This is a genomic window from Petrotoga mobilis SJ95, from assembly GCF_000018605.1.
Classification (GTDB): domain Bacteria; phylum Thermotogota; class Thermotogae; order Petrotogales; family Petrotogaceae; genus Petrotoga; species Petrotoga mobilis.
The window spans coordinates 843,512-867,937 of sequence record NC_010003.1 but is presented as its reverse complement, the minus strand read 5'-3'; the positions used below and the strand labels follow the sequence as shown (position 1 = coordinate 867,937).

The window sequence follows — 24,426 nt, the reverse complement described above, 5'->3', positions numbered from 1 at the left end:
GGCATCTATTAGTTTACCCCATCTTTTTATTTAAAAAATTTCATTTATGGTGGCGGCGAAGAGATTCGAACTCTTGACACTACGGGTATGAACCGTATGCTCTAGCCAACTGAGCTACGCCGCCATATAACAAATGGTAGCGGGGGTAGGATTTGAACCTACGGCCTTCGGGTTATGAGCCCGACGAGCTACCAGACTGCTCCACCCCGCACCAAGTAATGTAGTATAATTAAGTTAAATGGTGCCGAGAGTCGGACTCGAACCGACACGGGTATTCCTACCCAGCGGATTTTAAGTCCGCAGCGTCTACCAATTCCGCCATCTCGGCATTAATTCCAAAGATAAGTCTATCATAAAAAGTAAAGTTTGTCAATACCTCATCGACCATTTTAATTTTTTAAAAAATTATATTATAATTGAATGAGCTTTTAAAAAAATCAAAGGAGTGATTTGGGGATGACAATTAAAGGATTTAGAAAATTGTTTGTATTGATATTTTGCCTATCGATTTCTTTATCGATTTTTTCTTCTTCTGTTTATACACCACCAAAAGATCTTTATCAGGTAGAAACAGAGAATTACAGGTTTGTTTTTGAGAAGGATCTTTATTATTTTTACGAAGAAATAGTCGATACCGCTGAAGAGTTGTATGCAAAGTATACTTATTTTTATGATTCAAATCCTGGTAAAATCACGGTTTATATTTTAGACGATGTTGATTTTACAAACTCTTTTGCTTCCACAGGTACAAATGTGATAAGACTTTACGTTAATCCTCCAGAGGATTTTTTAGCGTTGGGGGGAAATGTAGAAGATTGGGGTAAATTTGTTTTTTCTCATGAGTTGAATCACATTTTTTATGGAAATGATGTTAGAGATCCTTTTATATATTGGATTCCCAGTAAATTGATTAAAAATACGCTTAACATGTATCATCAGCCGAGCTATTTGCATGAGGGTCTTTCTATTTACATGGAAAGTAAAGAGTTTGGGGGAAGATTTGAAGACGATCTCTTTAATATGTATCTAAGATCTGAGATATTGAGTAACAACTTTCCGAGATATTATTTGGGATCAGGTTCTTCAATCGATATATGGAGTCCTGCTGGTTTTAACTATATGTATGGAACAATTTTGGTGAAAGAAATAGTGAATAATTACGGAGAGGGTGCACTTAGAGAGATAATAAGGGTCTTAAATACAAACGCTTTTAGCAATTTGGATGAAGCATTTTATTGGGTAACAGGGGATAGTTGGACTAGATTTTTAGTGGATATTAAGCAAAAATATCTTAATGAATACGATCGATTAAATGAAAAAGGTTACAAATTATCTTGGTTAAAAATCGATGACACTTATCAAGATACAGGGAATCTTAGAACTGATGGGGTTTCTCTTTACGGATATTTGGTTATGCCCGATCAACCAAAGGGTATATACAAGGATAACGAGTTAATTAATAAGGCAGTAAGTTCATTCGATGTAAATTCAAGAGGTGACCTTCTATACTTAGTGACTACCTACAATATGGGATATTACACAAACAAATTGTATTATGATTGTGATTGCCCAAACGGTGAAAAGCTCATAGATGAGAGGGTTAAAGCTTTTGGTTTTGTGGGAAACGATAAGATAGCTTATTCAAAATTAGATAAAGGCTTGTCCGCTTTGTATTTGTACGATTTGAAGACTAACGAAGCAAAAAAGTTAATAGATTTTGGTAAATATGTTTTTAACGATATTGTGGGAAAAGAAGATATAATATACTTTTCCGCTAATTACAATAACCAAACGGATATCTATTCATATGATCTATCATCAGAAAAGATTTATAAAATTACCGATGATGAAGTTAAAGAACTTGGGTTATTTATCGATAATGATTTTATATATTATTCAGCTAATTACGAAGATGGGATATACAATATTTATAGGTTAAACACAAATAGCAGGGCAATTGAACGCTTGACAAATTATTTAAGCGGTGGTTTTGAACCAGTAGTTTTGAAAGATAGATTGTACCATTTAGTTTACGATCATGAGGGATACCATTTGAGTTATTTAGATTTAGAAAATGCAGTTAAAGAAAGTTTTGTTTTGCAAAGCACGTTTGAACAAGTTGAGTTTGAGAGTTATGAAATATATTATCCTGAAGATGTTGAAGTAAAAGAATACACATTTGAAAAGCCTTATATATTGCCGTTTCCAATTTTAGCCGTTGATACAGATGAGAATATTTTATATGGAGCGGGTGCATTTTTCATCAGCGAGGCTATGAACTACATAGGGTTTGTAGATGTGTATTCATATGGAAACGAAGTTTATGGAGATTTATCCTTGACCTTTGATTATTTTACAACTAACAGCATAACTCTGAGCTTGATAGAAGAAGATATTCTAACAAGTTTTTATATTTCCAATAGTTCCCTTTGGTATTTAGGAAATACGATAAATACATACCTGGGAGGTGGAGGTTTATTTAAAAACACAACTTTTGAATCGTATGTCTTAGATTCTGTTTTTCAAATAGGTCCTTACACTGTTAACAATTACAATATTTATGAAATGGGTATAGGGATTACGTATGATTCAATTTCTGGTATAAAAGCAAATTTAGATAAGCCTTTTGTAGTATTTGATACGAAGATAGATCCTTACATTGGTTATGAGAATGAATCTATATACGCTGGAACCAACGTAGAAAAAATATTATGGAGGCCATATATATCCTTTGAATCAGGAAAGTATAGATTCGATGGAATAAAGGCAGGAGGAGATATCGAGTATAATTTTGGACAAGAAGAATTTGATTATCTCGCTTACGTTCAATTCGATCTGAGTATCTTTTATTGGTTGAATGTACCGTTGCAGATAAACAGTGATATGTTCAAACCAAAATAAGTTAATTACTTTTTTCTTTTCCAGAATTTCCTGAGCATTTCCCTGTTCACAATGAACATAACGGCTGTGAATAGCCAGGTAAAACCTAAGGACATAGACATCGTCAAACTAAATTCCTTTAAAAGTTCTCCTCTAGAAAATTGAAAACTCAAGAAAGAGAGCGCTGTTGTAGAAAGTGAAAAGGTTATAGATTTTAATATATTCCAAAAGTTTATCTTGTTATTACTGAACGTGTGGTATAGATGGAGAAATCCATCTATACCTATACCAAAGATTAAGGGAAAAGTTAGAACGGTTACGAAAGTAGCCCTTATACCTATTAAATACGACACACCAAAAGTAGCCAATACAGAAATTATAAGGCTAAACATGGCTTCTGACGGTTGAACAACATTTTTTCTAACAATGGCAGTTATAACCCATATGGAGATGAAAGATAGAAATAATGGTATATAAAATCTCTGTCTGATCATCTCCATTATTTTATATGTGGCTTTTGGTAAGCCTAGAATGTTTTCTCCCTTTTCCCCCAATGCGTCAAAGAAAATTTTTATTCCATTGTTACTCCAAAGGCTGAACTTGGGAGTCACTTCTAAAAGAAGATACTTTTGGCCATCCTTCTCTATTAAAAAATTACCTCTGAGATCCTCAGGGAAAATATCCATTATGTTCAAAGTAAAATGGTAAAGGTCAGAAGAGCGTGCTGCTGCATCTATAAGTTTTAGACTGTCAGAATATAGATTATACTTTTTTAAAACTGATATCATTATTGGATTATTTATAACTTGAGATAAACCTTCTAACTGTGTTTTTATCTTAGAAAATTCTCCAAGATTTTCTTGAATTATGTCTGGCAAACTGTTGACAGATTCCACAACCCCGGTATCTAATAATTCTTTTTTGACTGTTTCAATATCTTCGTCAACTCTCATTAGATATTGCAATGTATCAAAGGAAATATTTCCAAAATGATCCAAAATTTGTTCTCCGACCTTCACAGATTCTGAATTGGAAGATATTAGTCCTGGAGGCGTGTACGAAAAATTTGTGTAATTAATTAGACCCAAAACGCTTAATATCGAAACAGTTGGAATCACTATAATAAAAATCATTTTTGAGTTTTTTGAAATAAAGTGAGGAAATTTTTTAAAAGCATTGTCTATTTTGACCGTAAAAGGTGAGATTTTTATGTTTACTTTTAAGGCGTAAATTAATGTTGGGACAAAAAAAATCATTATAATGAAAAAAACCAATAAACCCATTGAGCTAACGATTGCTAACTCGTTAAAAGCTGGTAATCCCATGAAAAAAAGCGTCAAGAAAACTATGACAGTAGTTATCATTCCAAAAAAGAGAGGTAAAAGAAGTCCTTTATAAGTAGAAGCCAATGCTGTAGTGAAGTCACCAATATCCTCAATTTCTTTTGAAAATCTCGTCATCACATGAATTCCATAGGCTATTCCCAAGCCTAGAGTTATTGCCATGACAAAAGAAGTCACTATATTCAATTCTCCAAAAGTTAACGTGATGAGCCCCATCGTTAAAAGTGTAGATACTATTAAACCTAGAAGTACTATTATAGTAGAAGTGAAATTACCGAATGCGAAAGCAAATAAAATAGTTATAAATATAATCGATAAGGTTGTTGTTAATCTAAAATCTTCCATGACGGTACGATTAGATTCGTATTCTGTGACGTAAGAATTAGTCAAACCTGTTTTTATGTTGAAAGTCTTTTCGATCTCCGTCAAAATTGAATCCACTTTTGGAACAATATAGTTGACATAATCTAAATCAGAGGAAGGTTTGTTGAAAGTAAGTCCCATAATCATAACTTTTCCATCAGGGGATAAAGTGTAGTAGGAACTAATTAAATCATTATTTCCATCAGTTTGGAGAATATTTTCTAAACCATAAATATCTTCCAAAAAACTATCCAATTTTTCAAATAATTCAAAGTTGTAGGTGAAATTTGTACTTAATAAACTGCCGAAACTTTGTAAGTTCTCATACATTGTGTATATCAAATCCGTTTGGCTTAAGGTTATGATGCCATATGAAAAAAGGAAGGATAGATCCGTTTGAACGAAACTCAAAAAGGTAGGTTCATTTAGCATCAAATCGTGAAAGGTTTCTGCAATTTGTGAAGGTTGGACACTATCGTTGATAAAAAATGCAGTAACCATAATATCTGAGCCTTCAAGAAATGATTGTTCTTCAAGAAGTTCCACAACAACTTCTGAGTCTTGAGGTAGTATTTTCAACAAATCTGAGTTTACCTTCAATTTTGTTGAAAAAAATCCAAAGATAACTGTAAAGACCAAAACTACGGCTATTATATAATAAGCATCTCGGGTGATGAAATTTGCAAGTTCTAAAAAGAAGTCTTTTTTTTCTCTCACAATAACCACCATACTAGGAAAAAGTCAAAAACAATACCTATTATGAGCGAATAATAATTTTTCTTTTTCAAATCTATATAAAATCTTAAAATGATTACCCATAAAATAGAGAAATAGAGAAAAGGCTTGCCTAATAAACCTAATGTAATAGGAGAAACGGAAGAAATGTATGCGTATAGTAAATTAGAATCAGAAGAAAAAAGCAACCTCATCCCTGAACTTAAGTAAGAAAAAAGCAGAATAAAAATCAGTAATTTAATTTTGGAAACGTCGAAACGTCCCACTTCAAATAGTTGCAGATTTCTCAAAAATATCGGAGAAAAAAGGTAAAATAATGTTATAAGAAATGGGATAAAAAAAGATTTTTTTGTTACATTGAAAATATTTTTTGGGTTTATAAGGGAATTGAAAAAGTCTAAAAAAATATTTGGCATTTTTTCATCCTTCGAAGACAAGAACTGAAACATTTGGTTCAATATCTATATTCTCCTGTCTAAAAACATCCAATAGAGGGTTCACTGCGGGATTGTTAAGTAAATCCTCATCTACGATAACCCCACCGTATTCGTTCAACGAATTCAAAATATCCCTATTGAAAGAATATGATCTATAATCCTGTTGTGTGAATAAGTTATACCTGGATTTCATTATGTTTATTGTGTTTTCATCAAAGTTTTCAAGGTTCAAAACATATATCTTTGGAGTTAATTCTAAGTATAAATTATCAGTTATAAGTTGGTAGTAAGCTAAAGTTAAACCATATAATGCATATTCGTTTCTTGATTCTTTGTATCTAACCCCTGTGGAGATAATCAAACTTCTGAAATCGTCGTAAGCGTTTTTAGTAACAGGTTTGATAGTTAGCTTGTTGTTTCTAAAATCAAAATTTAGAGTTCCTACAAAAACTCCATCATCCATTATATTACGAGTAATGATGGAAAGATCGTTTATATCATTTAATTGATCGTTTAAAAAAGAAATATCATAATTGACATTTTTTACTGTGAATTTGGGAGATTTTTCTATGTTGTAATTGGTACTTTCTATTCGACCCATTGAGAAATATAAACCAATTGACAAAGAAAAGAATAATAAAAAAATAGATATAACCCATCCATAAAAACGCAACTTAGTTACCTCCAGTTAAAAAGTCCAAGGCAGTCTTCAGTTGCAGATCTTCTTCTATATTTAGTACAGGTTTTTCTGTAGTCGTATAGAAAGCCTCAGTTGCTTCTTCTTCAGATATTTCAGTCATAGAGATCACTTCCCTTTCTGGATTACTTACCTCTATATCAGGTTTTATCCCTTTTAAATGAATATCTGATCCACTTGGAGTGAAGTAATGAGCTATAGGTAACCAAATTTCTCCTCCCGTGGATAAGCTAAATGTGTTCTGTACTGCAGCTTTTCCATAAGTTGTTTCTCCAATGACGGTTGCTGCACCATTATCTTTAAGTGCACCAGTTAAGATCTCAGATGCAGATGCCGAACCTTCGTTAACCAACAAAACAATAGGGATATTTTGTAAAAAACTGTAGTAATTACCAGGAATAGTTGGAATTGTTTCTTTTGTGCCATCAAAATATTTAACACTAACTACTTCCCCGCTCTTTAAAAACATGGAAGTAATATCAACAGCTGATTGTAAAAGTCCACCCGGGTTATTTCTTAAATCGATTATTAATCCTTCTATGTTCTGATTTGATAGATTATTTAAAGCTTCACTCATTTCTTGGGAGCTAGTTTTAGCAAAATTGGTGAGTAATATGTAGCCTAAATTTTTACTTTTGTAATTTATCGTATCAAATTTTACCGTCTTAGTTTCGATTATTTCTCTTATTAACGTAATATTCTTTGGCTCTGTCCAAGAGTCTCGGTATATTTCTAAGGTAACTTCCGTTCCAGGTTCGCCCCTCATTAACGAAGCTGATTTGTTAAGGCCAAGTTCAGATGTGGGGGTACCGTCAACGGATAAAATGTAATCGTTAGGCATTATTCCCGCCCTTTGTGCAGGAGTTCCATTCATCGGTGAGACGATAATAACCGCATCCATTTCATAATCATATCTAATAGTCAACCCTACCCCACCGTATCTACCTTCTATGTCTATGTTACTTTCTTCTGTCTCAACGGAATCAAGGTACCAAGCAAAAGGATCATCAAGCCCTTTCATCATCCCTTCAATTGCAGAATCCAATATTTTGTCATAATCAACGTTATCTTTGTCATAATAATAATTGACAATGTAGTATAGCGTTGAGTAAATAGGTTCTTCGAACTTATCTAAATAGATCTGTGTTACAGAATCTTTTTGATAACTGTTAGAAACAGTGTCTGCAAAAATCCAGGAAGTAATAAATAAACCAAAAATTATTATTACGGATAGTAATTTTTTCTTTTTTTTACTCATTTAAGTCTCTCCTTGATAAAAATTTTTATATGGTCCACAATCATATTTCTCTAAATTTGGATAAAACTTGTATTAATTCGTCTAACATCTTTTCATTTCCAGATTCTTCATACTCTAATATACAACTTTTCGTGTAACCTTTCATTATTTCTTCAGCGGTTTTATTTAAAGCCCCCTTCACAGCAGATAACTGCGTTAAAATATCTGCACATCTCCTCTCTTCTTCCAACATTTTTTGAAGGCCCCTAACCTGACCTTCTATTCTTTTTAATCGTCTGATTAAATTATCTTTGTCGTAGTTTGAAGACATGAACACACCTCTCAAAATTAAAATGTCTATAAATATTTAGGCATAAGAAACAAAAAGATTCGTTTCTTTTACATCTTTATCTTTTAAAACGTAGTCATTAAGCTCCTCTATATCCATTTCCATCATTTTTTTGAACTCTTTTCCAGAGATATTTTCTTTATTGTACAGATAAATAGCTAAAAGGTCAAGTCGTTTCCTATTTTCTGACAGTAAGTTCTTAGCTTTTTCATAACTGCTAAGAATAAAATTCTTGATCTCTGAATCAATTTCTTTAGCCGTCTCTTGGGAAAAATTCTTCATTCGAGTTATTTCTCTTCCCAGAAATATTTCTCCTTCTTCTTCACCCCAAGCGATGGGGCCGATCTTTTCACTCATACCTAATTGGGCAACCATTTCCCTTACTAGCTCTGTGGCTCTCTTTAAATCGTTTCCTGCTCCTGTCGTGATTTCGTTGAACACAATTTCTTCAGCAGCTCTTCCACCCAACATACCTACTATTTTATCCTTTATTTCTGGTTCTGTGATTAAAAATCTATCTTCACTTGGAAGTTGCATAGTGTAACCTAAAGCGGCTTGTCCGCGAGGAACTATAGTGATTTTGTGAACAGGATCAGCGTAAGGTAAAAGGTAACCTAAAACGGCATGTCCCAATTCGTGATAGGTAATAACCTTTTTCTCTTTGGGTGTTATCTTGCGTGATTTACGAGCAGGACCAACAATCACCCTTTCTATTGCCTCTTGGAAATCATCGTTAGTTATGTGATCTCTGTTGTCTCTCGCTGCCAGTAAAGCTGCTTCATTTACCATATTTTCCAAATCAGCACCGACAAAACCAGGTGTACTTTGAGCCAAACTTTTAACGTCTATATCGTCTGCGATTCTTTTTCCCCTTAGGTGGATCTTTATAATTTCTTCTCTTGCTCTCAAATCAGGTACATCTAAGAATATTTTTTTGTCGAACCTTCCTGGCCTTAAGAGGGCTTTATCTAAGATATCAGGCCTATTTGTTGCTGCCATTACAACTATGCCTTCTCGTGGATCAAAACCATCCATTTCAACCAACAAAGCGTTCAAAGTTTGTTCCCTTTCATCATGGCCTCCACCTAACCCTGTTCCTCTTTGCCTTCCAACGGCGTCCAGTTCGTCGATGAAAATTATTGCAGGGCTATTCTCTTTTGCTTCTTTAAAAAGATCTCTGACTCGGGCTGCTCCCACACCTACAAATAATTCTACGAAATCGGAACCCGACATAAAATAAAATGGGACATCGGCCTCCCCAGCAACCGCTCTAGCTACCAAAGTTTTTCCTGTACCCGGAGGTCCTGACAAGAGAACACCTTTAGGCATTTTTGCCCCCAATGCACTGAAGTTTTTAGGGTCTTTTAGAAAATTAACTATATCTTCCAATTCTTCCTTAACTTCGTCGATTCCAGCTACGTCGTTGAAAGTAATTTTGTTTCTTTTAGAATCGTATCTTCTAGCAGGATTTCTCCTATAATTGGCTCCAGGTATTCCTTCTCCTGTTCCAGATCTTCTGAACATCCAAAACCAAAAAAACATTAGTATTATTAATGGCAACATATAGATAAGCATGGTAACCCACCAACTTGCTCCGGTGTTTTGAATATACTCAACCTTAATGCCATCATTTGCCAATGCCCTTACGTAAGCTTGATCCATAAGCAAAGTGGGGGCGTAAACCTGAAAAAGCTGCCCGTTTTTGGCTTTTGCTTGGATTAACCCACTTGTGTCGATCTGCAAACTAATGATTGTATCTTGATTTATTAGATTCACCAGATCGGTGTAACTTATCTCAGTTATATTCGAAGTATTCAACTGAGAAATACTCATAAAGATAAGCATAGCTAAAATAAAATATATAAACAACGGTCCAATTAGGGACCCTCTTCTGTTTGGATTGTTATTCATGAAAGCCTCCTTATAAAAAATAGAATTTTATTTCACTTATATTTTATAATAATATTATAACATTTGCAAATGTTATAAAAAAATTTTCTCGTACTAACTTTTGAAGAAAGGAATTGTCTACAATTAGAAGCTGTTAAAGAATTCATTATATTCTAAAAAAATGGATTTTTTAAGCTATATTTAAGTGAAAAATTATATACTAAAAAGGCTTCGTGAATTTATTATTTTAAAAAATAACCAAAGGAGGAAAAAAGATGAAGAAAGTCGTATTGATAGCATTTACACTGATTTTAGTGACGGGGATGTTTTCAGCGGGGTTAACAGAGGTGTTTGATACAGCCAAAGCAAGTAGTACAATATACAAAACTGCGCAGCTCGATCTCGAAAAGACTAACCTCGACTACAACAAGGCTAAGATAGAGGCAACGAACAGAAAGTTAGAATTAAGTGGGGAATTAAGTTATTACTCAGGTCTTTCAAACTACAATGCTTCTATGAAAGATTACTACGGTGACATAGTAGACAGAGTATTGGATGTTTACGTAGAGGAAATAAATGTAAAAACTGCGGATTTGCAGTTAAAAAACGCCCAGATAACTTACGATAATAACTCTGAATTGTTCAACAACGGATTGATCTCAGAAGATGATCTTAAAAGTTCTGAACTTGATGTAAGTGATGCACAGAACAATTTGGAAAGTGCAAAATTAAATTTAGAAACCGCCAAAGATAACTTAAAAGAATTATACGAAGGAGATTATAGCCAAATAGAAATAAACATTCCTACGTATGAAGGCATATTCGTGAGTGATCAAGAATATTTAAACAACAACTACAACTTAAAACTTGCACAAATAAACGTAGATATTTCACAATACGATCTCAACAACTTACCTGCCAACGCATCATCTTACGATAAAAGAATAGCGGAGATAATCCACCAAAAAAATATCTTAACTTTGCAAGACTCTCAAGATACATTGATTGAGGCACATAAAACAACAAAAAATAGTATCGAAACTCTTTACAAAAATCTGAAGAACTTAGAAGAAAGAATGAGCTTAACTCAAAGTACATACAAAGACACAATGGATAGATTCAATAAAGGATTGGTATCTGAATTGGAGCTAAACACTGCGAACATAAACTATCTAACAACACAAAAGAATTATTATGAAAGTGTGAGAAGTTACATAAAAGCATACATCAACTACGTAATAGACACAGGAAGGAGCCTTGAGGAGGTAGGATTGTGAAAAAACTTATAGTTTTAGTAATAACCCTTCTCGTAGGAATCCTGAGCATATTTGGGATGACGTTCGAAGAGTTATACGAACAAAACTTAGAGAAAAGTTCATCATATATGCAAGCAGAGTTGAACTTAAGAAGCGCGCAATTAGAGTTGAATAAAATAGATAACTTCTTTGTTCCATATTTAGGAATATCTGTTGATACAATGAAAACAGAGATAAGTCCAGTAGGGCCAACCACCCTTAGTGGGTTAGTTTTTGGGGGGGAAGGAAAACTGGAAGGTTACAGGATTTCTTTGGACGTAAACTTTTTAGAAGTATGGGGAGCAAAGGTAGGTGCCTCGTTTCCTTTTACTTTAAATACAGATGAATGGACGATAGACACTCCTCCAGCAACAGAGATAGCAATCTCCTTATCTCGTGATCTAACAATCATTGACAGGGCGGAAAGGTTGAAAACTGAAAGCAGTTACTACGATGCACTCTCTAAATATTACTTCGCTCAAACGAATGAACTCATAACCACGATCGAAGATATATTCACAAGACATTACAATGAAGAGATGATTCAAACGTACCAAGATGAAATAGAAATATTGAACCAACAGTACAATTTATCAACCGATGAAGACGAAAAAGAAAGCTTAGAAAAACAGATATTAACTGCACAGAAGAATTTAGAAACTCTAAGGGCAAGCAACGCACCCTTAGAATACTTTGAATACACAGATGATTTGTATCTTCAAGCAAAAGATACGGTAGAAAGAATAATAAACGAAAATCAAAACTACCCAACGAATGTTGAAGAAAGGTTAGATTTAAAATCATTGCAACTCCAAGAAGAGGCATCGGAAATAGAAAGTAATTTCTGGTTCATTCCTTACCTGCCTTTCAATACGATAAGTGTGTCTATGAATCCATTTTTTGAAGAAGGAGAAAATTTGATTGATAATTTGAGTATAAGTGTAGGATTTCAATTAGCTATATTAGATAAAGGAGAAAGAAAGTTGGCGTCTGATACGATGAAAACAAACGTTGCCGCTTTGACATACGACGAAAGTATAATAGAAACTGAAAATGCGATAAGAAATTTGGAAACAACAAGAAAAACTTTGAATTATGACGTTAAAATAAAACAAATAGATTTAGAAAACGCTATGGAAGATTACGATAGAAATAAAGAATTAAATGATCAAGGATACATAACGAAAGAAGAATTAAAATTATCAGAAATATCGTTGAGAAGGGCACAATTAGCTAGTGAAAAGGTGGAAAACGACATTCTGACAAACGAATTAAGAATAATGCAGCAATACTATGTGGACATATGGGGTGATATAAATTGAAAAAAAGAGGAAAGGTAACGATATGGACAATAGTGATAGTAGCTATAGTCGTAGTAGTTGGGATAATATTTTTCCCAAGGCAAAGCTCACTTACAACTTCTGAATCAAGTGGATTACCTTCAATATACTTAGAATATGAGGTAAAATCAGATGGTGTAGGAGATTCGATCGAAGTGGTGGGAAACATAACCGCTGAGATTGAATCAGTGATTCCAAAAGTTTCTGGGGAGATAGTTGAGGTATACGTAGAAAAAGGAGACGAGGTTGAAGAAGGGCAGATATTAGCTAAAATAGACGATCTTGACTATCAAATAGCATATTTGAATGCCTTAAATGATTACGAATCATCAACCAACGTAGGTGAACGGATGAAAGAAGTAAAGAGATTACAGTTGGAAAAAGCAAAGAAGAATTTGGAAGAAACTGAAATAAAATCTCCCGTTTCAGGGATAGTAAACACAGTAAATATTTCGAAGGGAGATATGGTTGGGACAACATCCGCTATTTTGACGATAGTGGACAGAAGTACAATAAAAGTTGAAACTGCTGTTGATGAAATAGACTTCCCGCTTATAAATGAAGGGATGGATGCAACGATAAGAATAGATCCTTTGAATCTAGAAGAACCGGGCAAAATAACATGGATTAGTCCAACTACTCAAACGGATATGGGCGTAGTTGTTATACCCATTGAGATTGAATTTACACAAAATAATGCTCAAAATCTCTTAACTCCAGGAATAACGGCGGATGTCGAAATAGTTACCTTAAAATTGGAAAACACTGTGGCAGTACCTAAAGATGCCATTCACGAAGGGGCTAATGGAACAAAAATAGTATACAAAAAAACTTCAGAAGGTGGTATGGAACCTGTTCAAGTACAAACGGGGAAAGAATCGGATAGCATGATAGAAATAACCCAAGGTTTAAAACCGGGAGATAAGGTATTGATATTGCCATCTCAAGAGGAAGCACAAAGAATAATGCAAAATTATGGTATTCCAATGGGGATACCCATGGCTCCAGGTACCGTACCACAAGGCCCTGGCGGAGGTACTGGAAGAGGTGGATTTTGATGGCGGTAATGGAACTGAAAGAGGTATGGAAGATATACGATGTAGGAGAAGTGAAAGTTGAGGCACTACGTGGTGTATCTTTTGGTGTTGAAGATGGCGAATATGCAATAATAATTGGACCTTCAGGAAGCGGTAAATCAACTTTGTTACAACTGCTAGGTTGTTTGGATAAACCTTCGAAAGGACAGATATACATCGAAAATGTGGAAGTGTCCAAAATGAAAGATAGAGAATTGGCAAGGGTAAGAAACAAAAAGATAGGATTTGTATTTCAAAGTTTCAATTTACTGCCAAAATTGAGTGCATTAGAAAATGTTGAACTTCCTTTAATATATGCAGGTGTACCTCAGAAAAAAAGAAGGGAGATAGCAAAAGAGCAATTAGAGTTAGTAGGGCTAGGTGACAGAATAAATCATAGGCCAACTCAACTATCGGGTGGGCAACAACAAAGAGTAGCAATAGCAAGGGCTTTAGCTAACGATCCAGCATTTCTTTTGGCGGATGAACCGACTGGGAATCTTGATACTAAAAGTGGAGAAGAAATTCTTCAAATATTTAGGAAGTTAAACGATATGGGTAAAACGTTAGTCGTTGTTACTCATGACTTAAAAATGTTGGATGAAGGTTCCAAAATAATAAGATTGTTGGATGGGAAGATCCAAGCGATTGAGGTGAACACAGTTGGAAATACTTAAAGAGACCTTTAGATCTTTGCGTTCTAACAAGTTGAGAACGTTTCTTTCAATGTTGGGAATAATAATAGGTGTTGGTGCGGTAATGACGATAATTGCCATAGGTGATGGGGCAAGGCAAGAAATAAACAATACCGTTTCTTCTCTTGGATCAAACATCATTATGGTTAACTCAACTGTGTATTCCAGATTTTCATCCCAGCCACTTGAATTTCAGGATGCTATTAACATCAAGAATATGGTTCCACAAGTAAAGAATGCCACGGGTGTTTTGAATTCGAATCTGACCGTGGAAAGTGGTGGTGAAACCACTTCTGGATCGGTATTTGGAGTTATGACTAGTTTTTTTGATATAATGAATTTAGAGGTTGCTTCTGGAAGAAGGTTAGAGGAAACTGATGAAGAAGAGTTAAATTCAGTTGCCGTTATAGGTTATAATATAGCTAATGAATTATTTGGTAGTCAAAATGTTGTTGGTGAACGAATCAATGTTATTCAAAGTGGAGATTCTGGTAGTAGAAAAGTTTCTTTTGAAATAGTTGGCGTTTTGGAAAAAACAGGCAGCAGATTGTTGTTTAACGTTGATGATATGATAATACTCCCACATAATGTAGCAGATTATAGGCTGTTTCATATGAATGGAAGAACGAGTTCTATTTTTGTATCAGCAGTGGATGAAAACTCTGCACAGTTGGCAACTATGGGGACCGATTTTTATCTTTATAGAAAATTTGGAGATTCTGATAAGTACAGTATATTAAGTCAAGATGCTATTTTAGAAGCTGTAAACCAAATAACTGGTATAATGAATGTGATACTTGTGGGAATAGCGGCAATTTCTTTAGTTGTAGGTGGAATAGGAATAATGAATATTATGCTCGTCACCGTTAAAGAAAGAACCAGAGAGATAGGTATAAAGATGGCTATTGGAGCCACAAGACATAGGATTTTGATGGAATTTTTAGTTGAGAGTATAGTTTTAACGGTCGTAGCTGGTATAATAGGTATGATATTAGGTGGGTTCCTTTCTGGTTTGATAGCATACTTTGGTAGAGCTTTTGGATTAACGGCGGTTATTACCTGGAAATCGATCGCTTTATCATTTGGGGTATCTGCAGGAATAGGTCTATTCTTTGGTATATACCCAGCAAATCAGGCATCAAAGTTGAGTCCAATAGAAGCGTTAAGATACGAGTAAAGAAGGTGTTTTATGTGGAAGATGTAAATTTTCCGAAAGCGTTTTTGTGGGGAGTAAACTCCCCTTTCTTTCCTCTTTTGGAAAATTCAAGGGAAGAAACGAAACAACGAATATTTGAAAATGCAGAAAAAGACTTAAGCGAACAATTATCCTTCTTGAAGAGTTTGAAAATTAACTCTTTTAGATTCAATTTAAATTGGGATTTGTTGTATCTTGATCCTTTTTATTCTTGCACCATGTATGATAATTTTATAGAACAACTACGTCAAAGGGAAATTGAACCTATAGTAAATCTCATCGACTTTGATGTTCTTTCGTACAATCAAAAAGAAATTATTGATACTATAGAAAACGAAGAAAATATCTCGAAATTTATAGAAATTATAGAAAAGATTGTCTCCTCTTTTAAATACAAGGTTCAATATTACATTATTTTGAATCATACAACCAAATACCTAAAAAGAAGATTTTTCAAAGGTACAGATGTTGATAAGACCGAATTAAATGAAACGGTTCAAAATCTTTTAAATTTTTACGATAAGAGTGTTCGTATTATAAAAAGTATTAACCCTTACGCTAAAGTATCGGTAAGTGAGGAATTCAATGTCGAGGAAGAAGAACAGTTAGATTTTGTTTTTTCTTTTATCGATATAGTTGTTAAGGGGAAAAGCCCTTTTTTTGAAAACATGGCTTTTAAAAAGTCTGAAATAGATTTTATCGGGATAGATTTCAATGATTTAACTTCAAATTCAGAAGAATATACTTCTTTAATAAAAGAACTTTCAAAAGAGAAGAATAACATTGATCTTGATGAAGTAATAAAAAGATTTTCTTATAAATATTACCTGCCTTTTCTAATAACTGAGAATATATCAACTGTTGAGGACGATAGTTTAAAAAGCCGTTATTTAGTTAATAATTTATACAAGATTAATCAATCTTTGGAAAGTAATGTGAAAATTTTCGGATACATCTACAATTCCTTAAGTGATATTAAAATCAATAATCGTCTTTTAAAAACAGGTCTGTACAGAATAGACGATAAAAATAATTATATCAGTTTAAGAAACTTTGCAAAAGTCTATTCGAATATCATAGAAGATAATAGCATAAACGAAAGATACCTAAAATATATTGATTAGCTTATCGTAAAATTACAGATGCAGTAACTTGATTTCAAGGATACTATCATTCAATTCTATTTCTGCATACTCACCTTCGCAAAAAGCCCCCGGATTCAATATCAAAGTATCCTCTATTTCATGTTTCTCTTGATAATGCGAATGTCCAAAGACCATCAAATCGATCTTTTTATTAAAATATTTCAACAGTTTTTCAGGTATTGCACGACCAGTTTGATGACCGTGGATAAGACCTATTTTTTTGTCAAATAATTCTAAATACAATTTTTCGGGGAGTCGATTTTTTATATAAAAATCGTCCATATTTCCATACACAGCATGAAGTATGGGCTTTTGATTTTCTAAGTAATTCAGTACTTCGATATCCACGATGTCACCGAGTAAGAATATTTGATCATAAAGTCCAAAGTTTAATTTGTCAAGACTTTTCAAGTCTGATTTTATAGGAATATGTAGATCGCTAATTACAAGTATTTTCAAAGGTATCCACCTCCAAGCGTTAAGGGGTAAACCCCTTAAGATCCCCGTGCATCATTTGCTTCGCAAATGAGAATTTGGAAATTATTTCAAAGGCATTATGAACAAAGCGTTTTGCATAGGGCCGCAAAAGCTCCGCAAATGAAAATTAGGATGTTACTTCTAAAGCATTATAAAGAACCATTTTGCATAAAGCAACAAAAAACATCATTTGCATACGTCGTTTGCGAAGCAAATGAGGGTATGGAAATTATTCTAAAACAATTGCAAAAAGACGTTTTGCACGAAGCAGCAAAAATCTTTTTGCACAAAGCTGCAAAAGGGCAAGCTAAAATAATTTCACTATGTTTATTTCATAAGGTGGTCTTATGACCATCTTTTCGGTAATTATCGCTGTAACTAATTCATTTGGAGTTACATCAAAAGCAGGGTTGTATATATTTACATCGTCTGTTACTAAACGAGTTTTGTGGCAAAATCTGACCTCATTATGGTTCCTTTCTTCGATGGGAATACCTTCCCCATTTTTTGTTTCTATGTCTATAGTAGAAAGTGGAGCAGCAACATAAAAAGGAATGCCGTGCCTTTTTGCAAGAACGGCTACAGAATACGTTCCAATTTTATTAGCAACATCCCCATTACGTGCGATTCTATCGGCTCCTACTATCACAGCATTTATTTTTCCTTGTTTCATTACCCAACCTGCCATGTTGTCTGTAATTAGTGTAGTTTTGATACCACTTTTAACCAATTCCCAAACCGTTAATCTAGCCCCTTGAAGGTATGGTCTGGTTTCATCTGCATAGACCTGGATATCTTTACCATTTTCTACTGCCGCTCTAATAACCCCTAAAGCGGTTCCATAATCAACAGTTGCTAATGCTCCTGCATTGCAATGCGTCAAAACGGTGTCACCGTCGTTTAACAAAGCTTCTCCGTTCTTGCCGATCTGTTTATTTATTTCAATATCTTCGTAGGCGATTTTCAGTGCTTCTTCTTCTAATATGGTGACAAGGTCATTTATTTCTTTTGTGGGAAGATTATCTTTTAAAATTTTATCCATCCTGTTCAACGCCCAAAATAAGTTTACGGCAGTGGGGCGAGTTTTAGATAAACTGTTTTTTACTTCTTCTAATTTGTTTGAAAAAAGATTCTTGTCAGAAAGATAGGAAAACTCTTTTGCCCCTAAAACAAAGCCAAATGCTGCGGTTGCTCCTATAGCAGGAGCTCCTCTTACTACCATGTCTTTTATTGAATTGGCAACATCCAAATAATTCTGACATTCTACATACTTTTCTTCAATAGGTAAATACCTCTGATCTATCAAAATTAGACTGTTACCTGTCCATTCCATTGTCATAGTTTTTATGTTTTTCATTTGCTTCCTCCTCGACCTAAGATTTTAATGATTTTAACGATTCTAAAACAAGTGCTAGCGTATCTTAGACCCCGTTTTCGCTTATTCAAAGAAGGGACCTCCGGTCCCTAGCCCAGAAAGGGTGGGGGAGGGCTCCGCCCTGTGACCCTTTTAAAGGCAGGGTCTTTTTTGTGAGTTAATTGTTTGAACAGTTTTCTTGTAAGCTCTGCCTAGTCTTTGCTAGCGCCCCTTAACTAGATAATTTTTTTGTAAAAAAAAGGGGCAATGGAAGTAAAACCAAAGGCTTTATGATTGAAAATTCTTTCCGTGGAACCAACAAATAATACTCCGCCAGGATTCAAAGCATCATAAAATTTCTTGTATAATTTTTCTTTAGCGTCGTTGTCAAAGTATATGACAACATTTCTACATATAATTAAATCAAAATTCTTTTCAAATTCGTCAAATAGAAGGTTTATTTTATTGAAAGTAACGTTATTTTTGATGGAATCTTTTATTTCGTATTTATCTTCTCCTATTTTTGTGAAGTACTTTCTTTTGTATTCATCGTTTAAGTTTATTAAACTTTTTTCATTATATATGCCACGTTTGGCTTGCTTTAAAGCACCTTCATCAAAATCTGAAGCGATAATTGTTGATTTGCCAGAGATACCTAATTCATTTAACACGATAGCAAGGGTGTACGGTTCCTCCCCGGTAGAACAACCTGCACTCCAGAGTTTTATCTTCGGCTTGTAGTTTTTAATGAATTCGGGTATTATTTCTTGTTTTAAATATTCCCACTTCTCTGGGTTCCTAAAAAATTCCGTGACATTGATCGTGAGCTTATCTAAAAATTCGAGCCATTTGTCCTTATTTTTCTGTAATAATTCTAGATACTCCGAATACGAATTGACACCATATTTTTTGAGTAATATATCCGTTCTCCGTCTTACTCTGTGTTGTTTGTATCCAGAAAGATCTAGATTGAAATGGGTTACCAACTTTTTCAAGAATAATTTATAGTCTTCGTCATCAAAAGGGGAAGAATAAAATTCTGACATCTTTTTCCTCCAAATTTAGTTGTTTTCACCTAAAAGTTCTACATAGAAAGAAACTCCTATTCCAAGATTGGAATAAGTCAAAAATAAATTTCTGGTAACAGGTATTCGAAAATAGAAATTTTCATCATTTTTATCGAAATATATCGAATCAACCCAAAGAGATTGGGTGCTTGCATTGTACTCCAATAAAAAATCTTGGTTCAAAATATAAACAGAGTCAAGGGCATTATCATCTAAAGAAAAAAGTAAATCTCCGGCTCTAAAATAATACTTCATAATATCTTCAAATCCTAGAGATATGCCCAAGTTGTTTGGGGTTGCTAAAGTCATGGCAACTTTTGATTGAGAAAGGTCTGTAACCTCAGTCCAAAAGGACATGTTAAAAAGGGATTCTTTAAAGATAATCCCAATTTTCAAATCGTTGAAGGTTAGTACAAAATAATCATCCAAAACCATGCTAAAACTATCAAAACTGTCTGTTAAAAAGTATGGATCGTTTCTATTTCCGGGATTTCTATACGAAAATTCGAAGCCTGCTTGATCAAATTTGAAATAATTAATTACGTTATCTACGTTCGATAATTTAACTTCGTTTTCTAAAGATTCAAAGTCAAAACTAAACCTAGTTTGGTAAATATCTTCAAACTTTAAATCAAAAATTAATTCGTTTTTTAAAGAGTGAGTAAAATCACTTAGAAAAAGCACCTTAGAGGGACTAGAGGCAAAATTCAAGGTGGAGAATATTAATGTAATTAATATAAGTACTAATGGAAATCTTTTCATTTGCAATTATCCTTTCCCAAATAATTACCAAATAATTTAAAATGGGGACTTTCGTCCCCATTTATGGGCTCTTAAATATTTGCAGCAAGTCTTTCCATTACTTCATCGTCGATCTCGTAATTTCCGAATACTTCTTGGACGTCATCCATATCATCCAAGGCGTTTAACAATTTTAATAACTTTTCAGCGTCTTCATCAGAAAGCTTAACGGTTGTTTTAGGCAAAAAGGTTAATTTTTCAGAGACGGTATAACCTGCTTCTTTTAAAGCATTTCTCACCTGAGTCAGATTTTCCGGGGCGGTTATAATTTCTAAAGGATCGGTGTTTTCATCTAAATCTTCTGCGCCAGCTTCAACCGCAAGTAACATTAGCTCGTCAATATCTTCAACTTCTTCTTTGGGGATGGTTATTAGTCCTTTTCGTTCGAAATTCCATGAAACAGAACCTGATTCTGCCAAAGCTCCTCCCCATTTTGAAAGGACATGGCGAACTTCTTGAGCAGTTCGATTCTTGTTATCGGTTACAACTGAAATTAGGAGTGCAACTCCGCCTGGACCGTATGCCTCGTACATTATTTCGGTGAGTTCTTCACCCTCTAATTCGCCGGTTCCTTTTTTTATAGCTGATTCGATCTTGTCTTTAGGCATGTTAGCTGCTTTGGCGTTTTCTACTGCGGTTCTTAAGCGTGGATTAGATTCTGGATCTCCTCCGCCTTCTCTAGCAGCTATTGTAAGCTCTCTGATGAGTTTCGTAAACATTTGGGATCTTTTTGCATCTTGTGCGCCCTTTCTGTGTTTAATATTTGCCCATTTATTATGTCCTGACATAATATTCAACCTCCTCACAAACAATGAATAAATTATTTTTATTGCGGTTCCTTGAGCCAATTAAATTTTTGACAAAAACTATTATACTTTTAAGGATTACATAAGCATTTTTGTTTTTTATCAATTTAATTGCTATTTTTTAACTTTTATGAGAAATTTGTTGTACTTATAAATTCTTTCATCATTATTTTAACATTTTTTATTTGGAAAAACAAGCAAAATATTTTTTATAATATAATTAATTACTAAAATTTTCAAAAAATATAAATCAAAATATGGTATGATATCCTTAAACGTTAAGGGGTGACCCCCTTAAGGTCCCCGTACATCATTTGCTTCGCAAATGAGAATTTGGAAGTTAGTTCTAAGGCATTATAAAGAACCATTTTGCATAAAGCAGCAAAAAACTTTTTGCATAAGGCTGCAAACAAGTGGAGGTGTTTTTTTATAAAGAGTTTCATTATAGGCTTTTTTACCGGAATGGTAATTTTTTTAGCTTTATTCTTCTATGTATACGATTATTACAACGATTCTACATCTATTTTTCTTGTTGATCCAAAGTACAACACTTATCTATTCGATAATGGAGAACAAATACTTTCTACAAAATACAAGTATGTTAAGTTAGACGAGATGCCTCCAGAATTAATATACTTCCTTTTGTGGACGGAAGATAGGGAGTTTTACGAACATAATGGAATCAATGTTAAGTCTTTAACCAGAGCAGCATTAACAAACATAAAGAACTTTTCTATAGTCCAAGGTGGGAGCACCCTGACTCAACAGCTTGCCAAAACTGTTTATCTCACAAATGAAAGAACTATTAAGAGAAAAATAATGGATATTATGCTTGCTTTTTTTCTGGAACGGTCTTATACTAAAGAAGAAATTTTGGAAGCTTATATGAACAGTATTTATTTGGGGAACGACATTTCAGGATTTGGGGCTGCAGCAGAAAGATATTACGGAAAAGAGCTACAAAATTTAAGTTATGAAGAGATGCTAGTTTTAATAGGGATCATAAACGGACCAGAAGTTTACAATCCCTATAAATACCCAGAAAGAGCTAAAAATCAGGGGATGATAGTTTTAAATTCCTTGCCTAATAATTTCGTAATAGAAGAAAAAGAGGTCATTAAGGAAAAAATAGAAAAGATGGTTTTTTACCCTCAGACCTACGATGAAAGGTATTTAAATTTAATTTATAGAATAAAAGCAGAGGAAGAAGATATAGGTTTAAAAGGTGGTGGTTATACTATAAAAACCACCTTTAATAAGAATCTATTTGATACTGTTACTGTAGACTCATCAACGTCTGCAATTGTTATCAACAACAAAACAGGTGAGATATTAAGTTTTTGGGGTGGGGAATACGATGTTTTCTATTCCCAACAACAGGTTGGTTCTGCTATTAAACCATTTTATTATCTTTTGGCTTTGGAAAATGGTTATGATAAAAATACAACACTTCCCGATCAGCCTATGAAATTTGGTGATTGGGCTCCAGAAAACTTTGATAAAACATATAGAGGAACGGTCACTTTAGAAGAAGCGTTAGTCGATTCTATAAACATTCCATCGATCTACCTCGCTTCTCATATAGATATATCTCCTCAAAGGTCTATAGAAACTATTAAAAATTTTCTTTCAAATGTAGTAGGAGTTCAAGGTAAATATCCGAATGATTTAACTTTAGCGTTGGGAACTTTAGAGACAAGTCCATACGAGTTCACAAAAGCTTATTCAATCTTCCCAAATTACGGTATTATTCCCTCGACTTACATAATTTCAGAAGTTTACGATAAGAAAGGGAATTTAATATATAAAAGATATCCAAATGTTGAAAGAAAAATTGAAGGTCTTTCCAATGATTCATATGCCACAATGAATACTTTGATGAGAAAAGTCGTGCTGGAAGGGACAGGGCAAAGAGCAAACGTCTTAGATTTGGATTTACATGGTAAAACGGGAACTTCTGATTTATCAGCTTGGTTTGTTGGATACACAGGTAGCGAGGTGTTAACCAGTATGGTTAAAGGGGAAGATCTTTTATCTTCTTACACTGCTGTCCCCTTGGCAAGAGAGATAGCCACTTCTTTACTTTATTATGGTCAAAGCGAAGAGGTTTATGTTTATCTGAGTTTAAAAAGTATACAAGAAAATGTTTCTTTTTTTGAAAGCCCTATTGATTTCGTTTCCACAGGAGGAAACATTGTGGGATATTTAAATTCGGTCAAGTTAGATTATCCGTTTAAAGAACTTGAAAAAAAGATAAATGAAGCCTTGAGAGAAATTCAATATCTTTATCCTGATGTGGCGAAAGAAATCGAGCAATGGAAAAAAGAGAATCTGACGGATTTCTTTCAAGAACCATTTTCCTTCATTCAAAACGGTTACGATTTGGAAAGTTACTTGAACAGCATCAATATTGATAAAGGTGTACAAGCACAATTACGGGAGATTTATAATCAAATAAAATATATTTATCCTGATCAAGCTAAAGTGATCGAAAAGTTTTTATAGTAAAAAATGTCTAGTTTTATTTTTTTAAAATTAACAATTAATTAATACTACCCGTTTATTTAGATGGTAAAATAGGCAAATGGATTTTAGAAAATTTTGAGAGATCGGAGGTGCAAAAGTGTACGCTATAGTTTATTTTAATGGTAAACAATACAAGGTAGAAAAAGATCAAGTGATTTACACTGAAAAAGTAAAAGATGTGGATCCAGGTAACGAGGTAGTATTAGACAAAGTTATTTATCTAAGTAAAGAAGAAGAAAAGAAAGCTGGGAAACCTTATGTTGAGGGAGCAAAAGTGATTACCGAAGTTGTAGAGCATGGAAAAGATAGGAAGGTAAAAATAATCAAATTTGAAGGAAGAAAAAATTATAGAAGAGAAAAAGGTCATAGACAAGAGTATACTGCTCTAAAAATAAAAGAAATTGAAGGATAACGCGAATGATTACGGCAATTTATAACAATTCTGAAAGACCCAGTGTAGAAATTTTTGGACATGCCGAATTTTCTTCTTTTGGCAATGATATAGTTTGCAGCGCTGTCAGTGTTTTAACTCAATTTGTTGCTGAAATTCTAAAAAATGAAAGTTTAGGTCATATTGAGAAAAGAGAGGGTTATTTAAAGATTTCGCTCAAGCAAGAAACTCACCTCTCCAATTTGTTATTAGATTACTTGCTAAAAAGTTTGGTTGCCATATCTAAAGATTACCCAAGAAATCTTAAAGTGGAGGTTAGATAAGATT

General features: G+C 33.8%; 20 protein-coding genes and 3 tRNA genes. 10 read left to right on the top strand and 13 right to left on the bottom strand.

What is annotated here, in order from left to right:
* Positions 1 to 47: 47 nt before the first annotated feature.
* The 3 genes from PMOB_RS04260 to PMOB_RS04250 all read right to left on the bottom strand — a co-directional run bounded on the left by PMOB_RS04260 (position 48) and on the right by PMOB_RS04250 (position 328).
* Positions 48 to 124 (bottom strand) — tRNA-Met (locus tag PMOB_RS04260).
* A 10-nt stretch (positions 125 to 134) separates the two neighbouring features.
* Positions 135 to 211 (bottom strand) — tRNA-Met (locus PMOB_RS04255).
* 28 nt (positions 212 to 239) lie between these two features.
* Positions 240 to 328 (bottom strand) — tRNA-Leu (locus PMOB_RS04250).
* 128 nt (positions 329 to 456) lie between these two features.
* On the opposite strand from PMOB_RS04250, the gene PMOB_RS04245 reads away from it, so the two are divergent.
* The gene (locus tag PMOB_RS04245) at positions 457 to 2,901 is read left to right on the top strand and encodes a hypothetical protein (RefSeq protein ID WP_012208651.1); all 2,445 of its coding nucleotides are present in this window, start codon (positions 457 to 459) and stop codon (positions 2,899 to 2,901) included.
* A 5-nt stretch (positions 2,902 to 2,906) separates the two neighbouring features.
* On the opposite strand, the gene PMOB_RS04240 is transcribed toward PMOB_RS04245, so the two are convergent.
* The 5 genes from PMOB_RS04240 to ftsH form a co-directional block, all read right to left on the bottom strand.
* A complete protein-coding gene (locus PMOB_RS04240) occupies positions 2,907 to 5,303 on the bottom strand; it encodes an efflux RND transporter permease subunit (protein WP_012208650.1) in 2,397 nt (798 codons plus the stop codon).
* A gap of 438 nt (positions 5,304 to 5,741) precedes the next feature.
* The gene (locus tag PMOB_RS04230) at positions 5,742 to 6,431 is read right to left on the bottom strand and encodes a hypothetical protein (RefSeq protein WP_012208648.1); all 690 of its coding nucleotides are present in this window, start codon (positions 6,429 to 6,431) and stop codon (positions 5,742 to 5,744) included.
* A gap of 1 nt (position 6,432) precedes the next feature.
* Positions 6,433 to 7,713, bottom strand: coding sequence for a S41 family peptidase (locus PMOB_RS04225; protein ID WP_012208647.1), 1,281 nt, complete (start codon positions 7,711 to 7,713; stop codon positions 6,433 to 6,435).
* Positions 7,714 to 7,753: 40 nt separating this feature from the next.
* Positions 7,754 to 8,023, bottom strand: coding sequence for a metal-sensitive transcriptional regulator (locus tag PMOB_RS04220; RefSeq protein WP_012208646.1), 270 nt, complete (start codon positions 8,021 to 8,023; stop codon positions 7,754 to 7,756).
* A 36-nt stretch (positions 8,024 to 8,059) separates the two neighbouring features.
* Entirely contained in the window at positions 8,060 to 9,952 is a 1,893-nt protein-coding gene (gene ftsH / locus PMOB_RS04215) for an ATP-dependent zinc metalloprotease FtsH (protein ID WP_012208645.1), read from the bottom strand.
* A 254-nt stretch (positions 9,953 to 10,206) separates the two neighbouring features.
* Here ftsH and PMOB_RS04210 point away from each other — a divergent pair, with 254 nt between their 5' ends.
* The 6 genes from PMOB_RS04210 to PMOB_RS04185 are packed head-to-tail and all read left to right on the top strand — an operon-like array spanning position 10,207 to position 16,656.
* A complete protein-coding gene (locus PMOB_RS04210) occupies positions 10,207 to 11,208 on the top strand; it encodes a TolC family protein (RefSeq protein WP_012208644.1) in 1,002 nt (333 codons plus the stop codon).
* Positions 11,205 to 12,548 (top strand): TolC family protein, encoded by a 1,344-nt coding sequence (locus tag PMOB_RS04205; RefSeq protein ID WP_012208643.1) that lies wholly within the window; start codon positions 11,205 to 11,207, stop codon positions 12,546 to 12,548. The genes PMOB_RS04210 and PMOB_RS04205 overlap by 4 nt, the downstream gene beginning before the upstream one ends.
* On the top strand, positions 12,545 to 13,624 hold the full coding sequence (locus PMOB_RS04200) for an efflux RND transporter periplasmic adaptor subunit (RefSeq protein ID WP_012208642.1): 1,080 nt from the start codon (positions 12,545 to 12,547) through the stop codon (positions 13,622 to 13,624). Before PMOB_RS04205 ends, PMOB_RS04200 begins: the two co-directional genes overlap by 4 nt.
* Complete coding sequence (locus tag PMOB_RS04195; RefSeq protein WP_103065594.1) at positions 13,621 to 14,319, top strand: ABC transporter ATP-binding protein; 699 nt, start codon at positions 13,621 to 13,623, stop codon at positions 14,317 to 14,319. Before PMOB_RS04200 ends, PMOB_RS04195 begins: the two co-directional genes overlap by 4 nt.
* Positions 14,306 to 15,514 carry an ABC transporter permease gene (locus tag PMOB_RS04190; RefSeq protein WP_012208640.1) on the top strand — a complete coding sequence of 403 codons (1,209 nt, stop codon included), beginning with the start codon at positions 14,306 to 14,308 and terminating at the stop codon, positions 15,512 to 15,514. Before PMOB_RS04195 ends, PMOB_RS04190 begins: the two co-directional genes overlap by 14 nt.
* Positions 15,515 to 15,528: 14 nt before the next feature.
* On the top strand, positions 15,529 to 16,656 hold the full coding sequence (locus tag PMOB_RS04185; protein WP_012208639.1) for a family 1 glycosylhydrolase: 1,128 nt from the start codon (positions 15,529 to 15,531) through the stop codon (positions 16,654 to 16,656).
* 12 nt (positions 16,657 to 16,668) lie between these two features.
* Here the strand turns inward: PMOB_RS04185 and PMOB_RS04180 are convergent, their stop codons facing one another.
* From PMOB_RS04180 to PMOB_RS04160, 5 genes are all read right to left on the bottom strand, one after another.
* Positions 16,669 to 17,136, bottom strand: a complete 468-nt coding sequence (locus tag PMOB_RS04180; protein WP_012208638.1) for a metallophosphoesterase family protein — start codon at positions 17,134 to 17,136, stop codon at positions 16,669 to 16,671.
* Between the two features lie 325 nt (positions 17,137 to 17,461).
* Positions 17,462 to 18,511, bottom strand: coding sequence for an S-methyl-5-thioribose-1-phosphate isomerase (mtnA, locus tag PMOB_RS04175; RefSeq protein ID WP_012208637.1), 1,050 nt, complete (start codon positions 18,509 to 18,511; stop codon positions 17,462 to 17,464).
* Positions 18,512 to 18,744: 233 nt separating this feature from the next.
* Positions 18,745 to 19,554 carry a CheR family methyltransferase gene (locus tag PMOB_RS04170; protein WP_012208636.1) on the bottom strand — a complete coding sequence of 270 codons (810 nt, stop codon included), beginning with the start codon at positions 19,552 to 19,554 and terminating at the stop codon, positions 18,745 to 18,747.
* A gap of 15 nt (positions 19,555 to 19,569) precedes the next feature.
* The gene (locus PMOB_RS04165; RefSeq protein ID WP_012208635.1) at positions 19,570 to 20,337 is read right to left on the bottom strand and encodes a hypothetical protein; all 768 of its coding nucleotides are present in this window, start codon (positions 20,335 to 20,337) and stop codon (positions 19,570 to 19,572) included.
* A 71-nt stretch (positions 20,338 to 20,408) separates the two neighbouring features.
* Positions 20,409 to 21,164 carry a YebC/PmpR family DNA-binding transcriptional regulator gene (locus PMOB_RS04160; RefSeq protein ID WP_012208634.1) on the bottom strand — a complete coding sequence of 252 codons (756 nt, stop codon included), beginning with the start codon at positions 21,162 to 21,164 and terminating at the stop codon, positions 20,409 to 20,411.
* Positions 21,165 to 21,644: 480 nt separating this feature from the next.
* Here PMOB_RS04160 and PMOB_RS04155 point away from each other — a divergent pair, with 480 nt between their 5' ends.
* The 3 genes from PMOB_RS04155 (at position 21,645) to PMOB_RS04145 (ending at position 24,422) form a co-directional block, all read left to right on the top strand.
* Complete coding sequence (locus tag PMOB_RS04155) at positions 21,645 to 23,687, top strand: transglycosylase domain-containing protein (RefSeq protein ID WP_012208633.1); 2,043 nt, start codon at positions 21,645 to 21,647, stop codon at positions 23,685 to 23,687.
* A 118-nt stretch (positions 23,688 to 23,805) separates the two neighbouring features.
* Positions 23,806 to 24,120, top strand: a complete 315-nt coding sequence (gene rplU, locus PMOB_RS04150) for a 50S ribosomal protein L21 (RefSeq protein ID WP_012208632.1) — start codon at positions 23,806 to 23,808, stop codon at positions 24,118 to 24,120.
* Positions 24,121 to 24,125: 5 nt separating this feature from the next.
* Positions 24,126 to 24,422, top strand: coding sequence for a ribosomal-processing cysteine protease Prp (locus PMOB_RS04145; protein WP_012208631.1), 297 nt, complete (start codon positions 24,126 to 24,128; stop codon positions 24,420 to 24,422).
* Positions 24,423 to 24,426: the final 4 nt, after the last annotated feature.

Coding starts and splice junctions, on each gene's coding strand:
- mtnA (WP_012208637.1), bottom strand. CDS start 18,511: ATGAAAAACATAAAAACTATGACAATGGAATGGACAGGTAACAGTCTA.
- PMOB_RS04225 (WP_012208647.1), bottom strand. CDS start 7,713: ATGAGTAAAAAAAAGAAAAAATTACTATCCGTAATAATAATTTTTGGT.
- PMOB_RS04160 (WP_012208634.1), bottom strand. CDS start 21,164: ATGTCAGGACATAATAAATGGGCAAATATTAAACACAGAAAGGGCGCA.
- PMOB_RS04165 (WP_012208635.1), bottom strand. CDS start 20,337: ATGAAAAGATTTCCATTAGTACTTATATTAATTACATTAATATTCTCC.
- PMOB_RS04245 (WP_012208651.1), top strand. CDS start 457: ATGACAATTAAAGGATTTAGAAAATTGTTTGTATTGATATTTTGCCTA.
- PMOB_RS04220 (WP_012208646.1), bottom strand. CDS start 8,023: ATGTCTTCAAACTACGACAAAGATAATTTAATCAGACGATTAAAAAGA.
- PMOB_RS04210 (WP_012208644.1), top strand. CDS start 10,207: ATGAAGAAAGTCGTATTGATAGCATTTACACTGATTTTAGTGACGGGG.
- PMOB_RS04145 (WP_012208631.1), top strand. CDS start 24,126: ATGATTACGGCAATTTATAACAATTCTGAAAGACCCAGTGTAGAAATT.
- PMOB_RS04155 (WP_012208633.1), top strand. CDS start 21,645: ATGGTAATTTTTTTAGCTTTATTCTTCTATGTATACGATTATTACAAC.
- ftsH (WP_012208645.1), bottom strand. CDS start 9,952: ATGAATAACAATCCAAACAGAAGAGGGTCCCTAATTGGACCGTTGTTT.
- PMOB_RS04170 (WP_012208636.1), bottom strand. CDS start 19,554: ATGTCAGAATTTTATTCTTCCCCTTTTGATGACGAAGACTATAAATTA.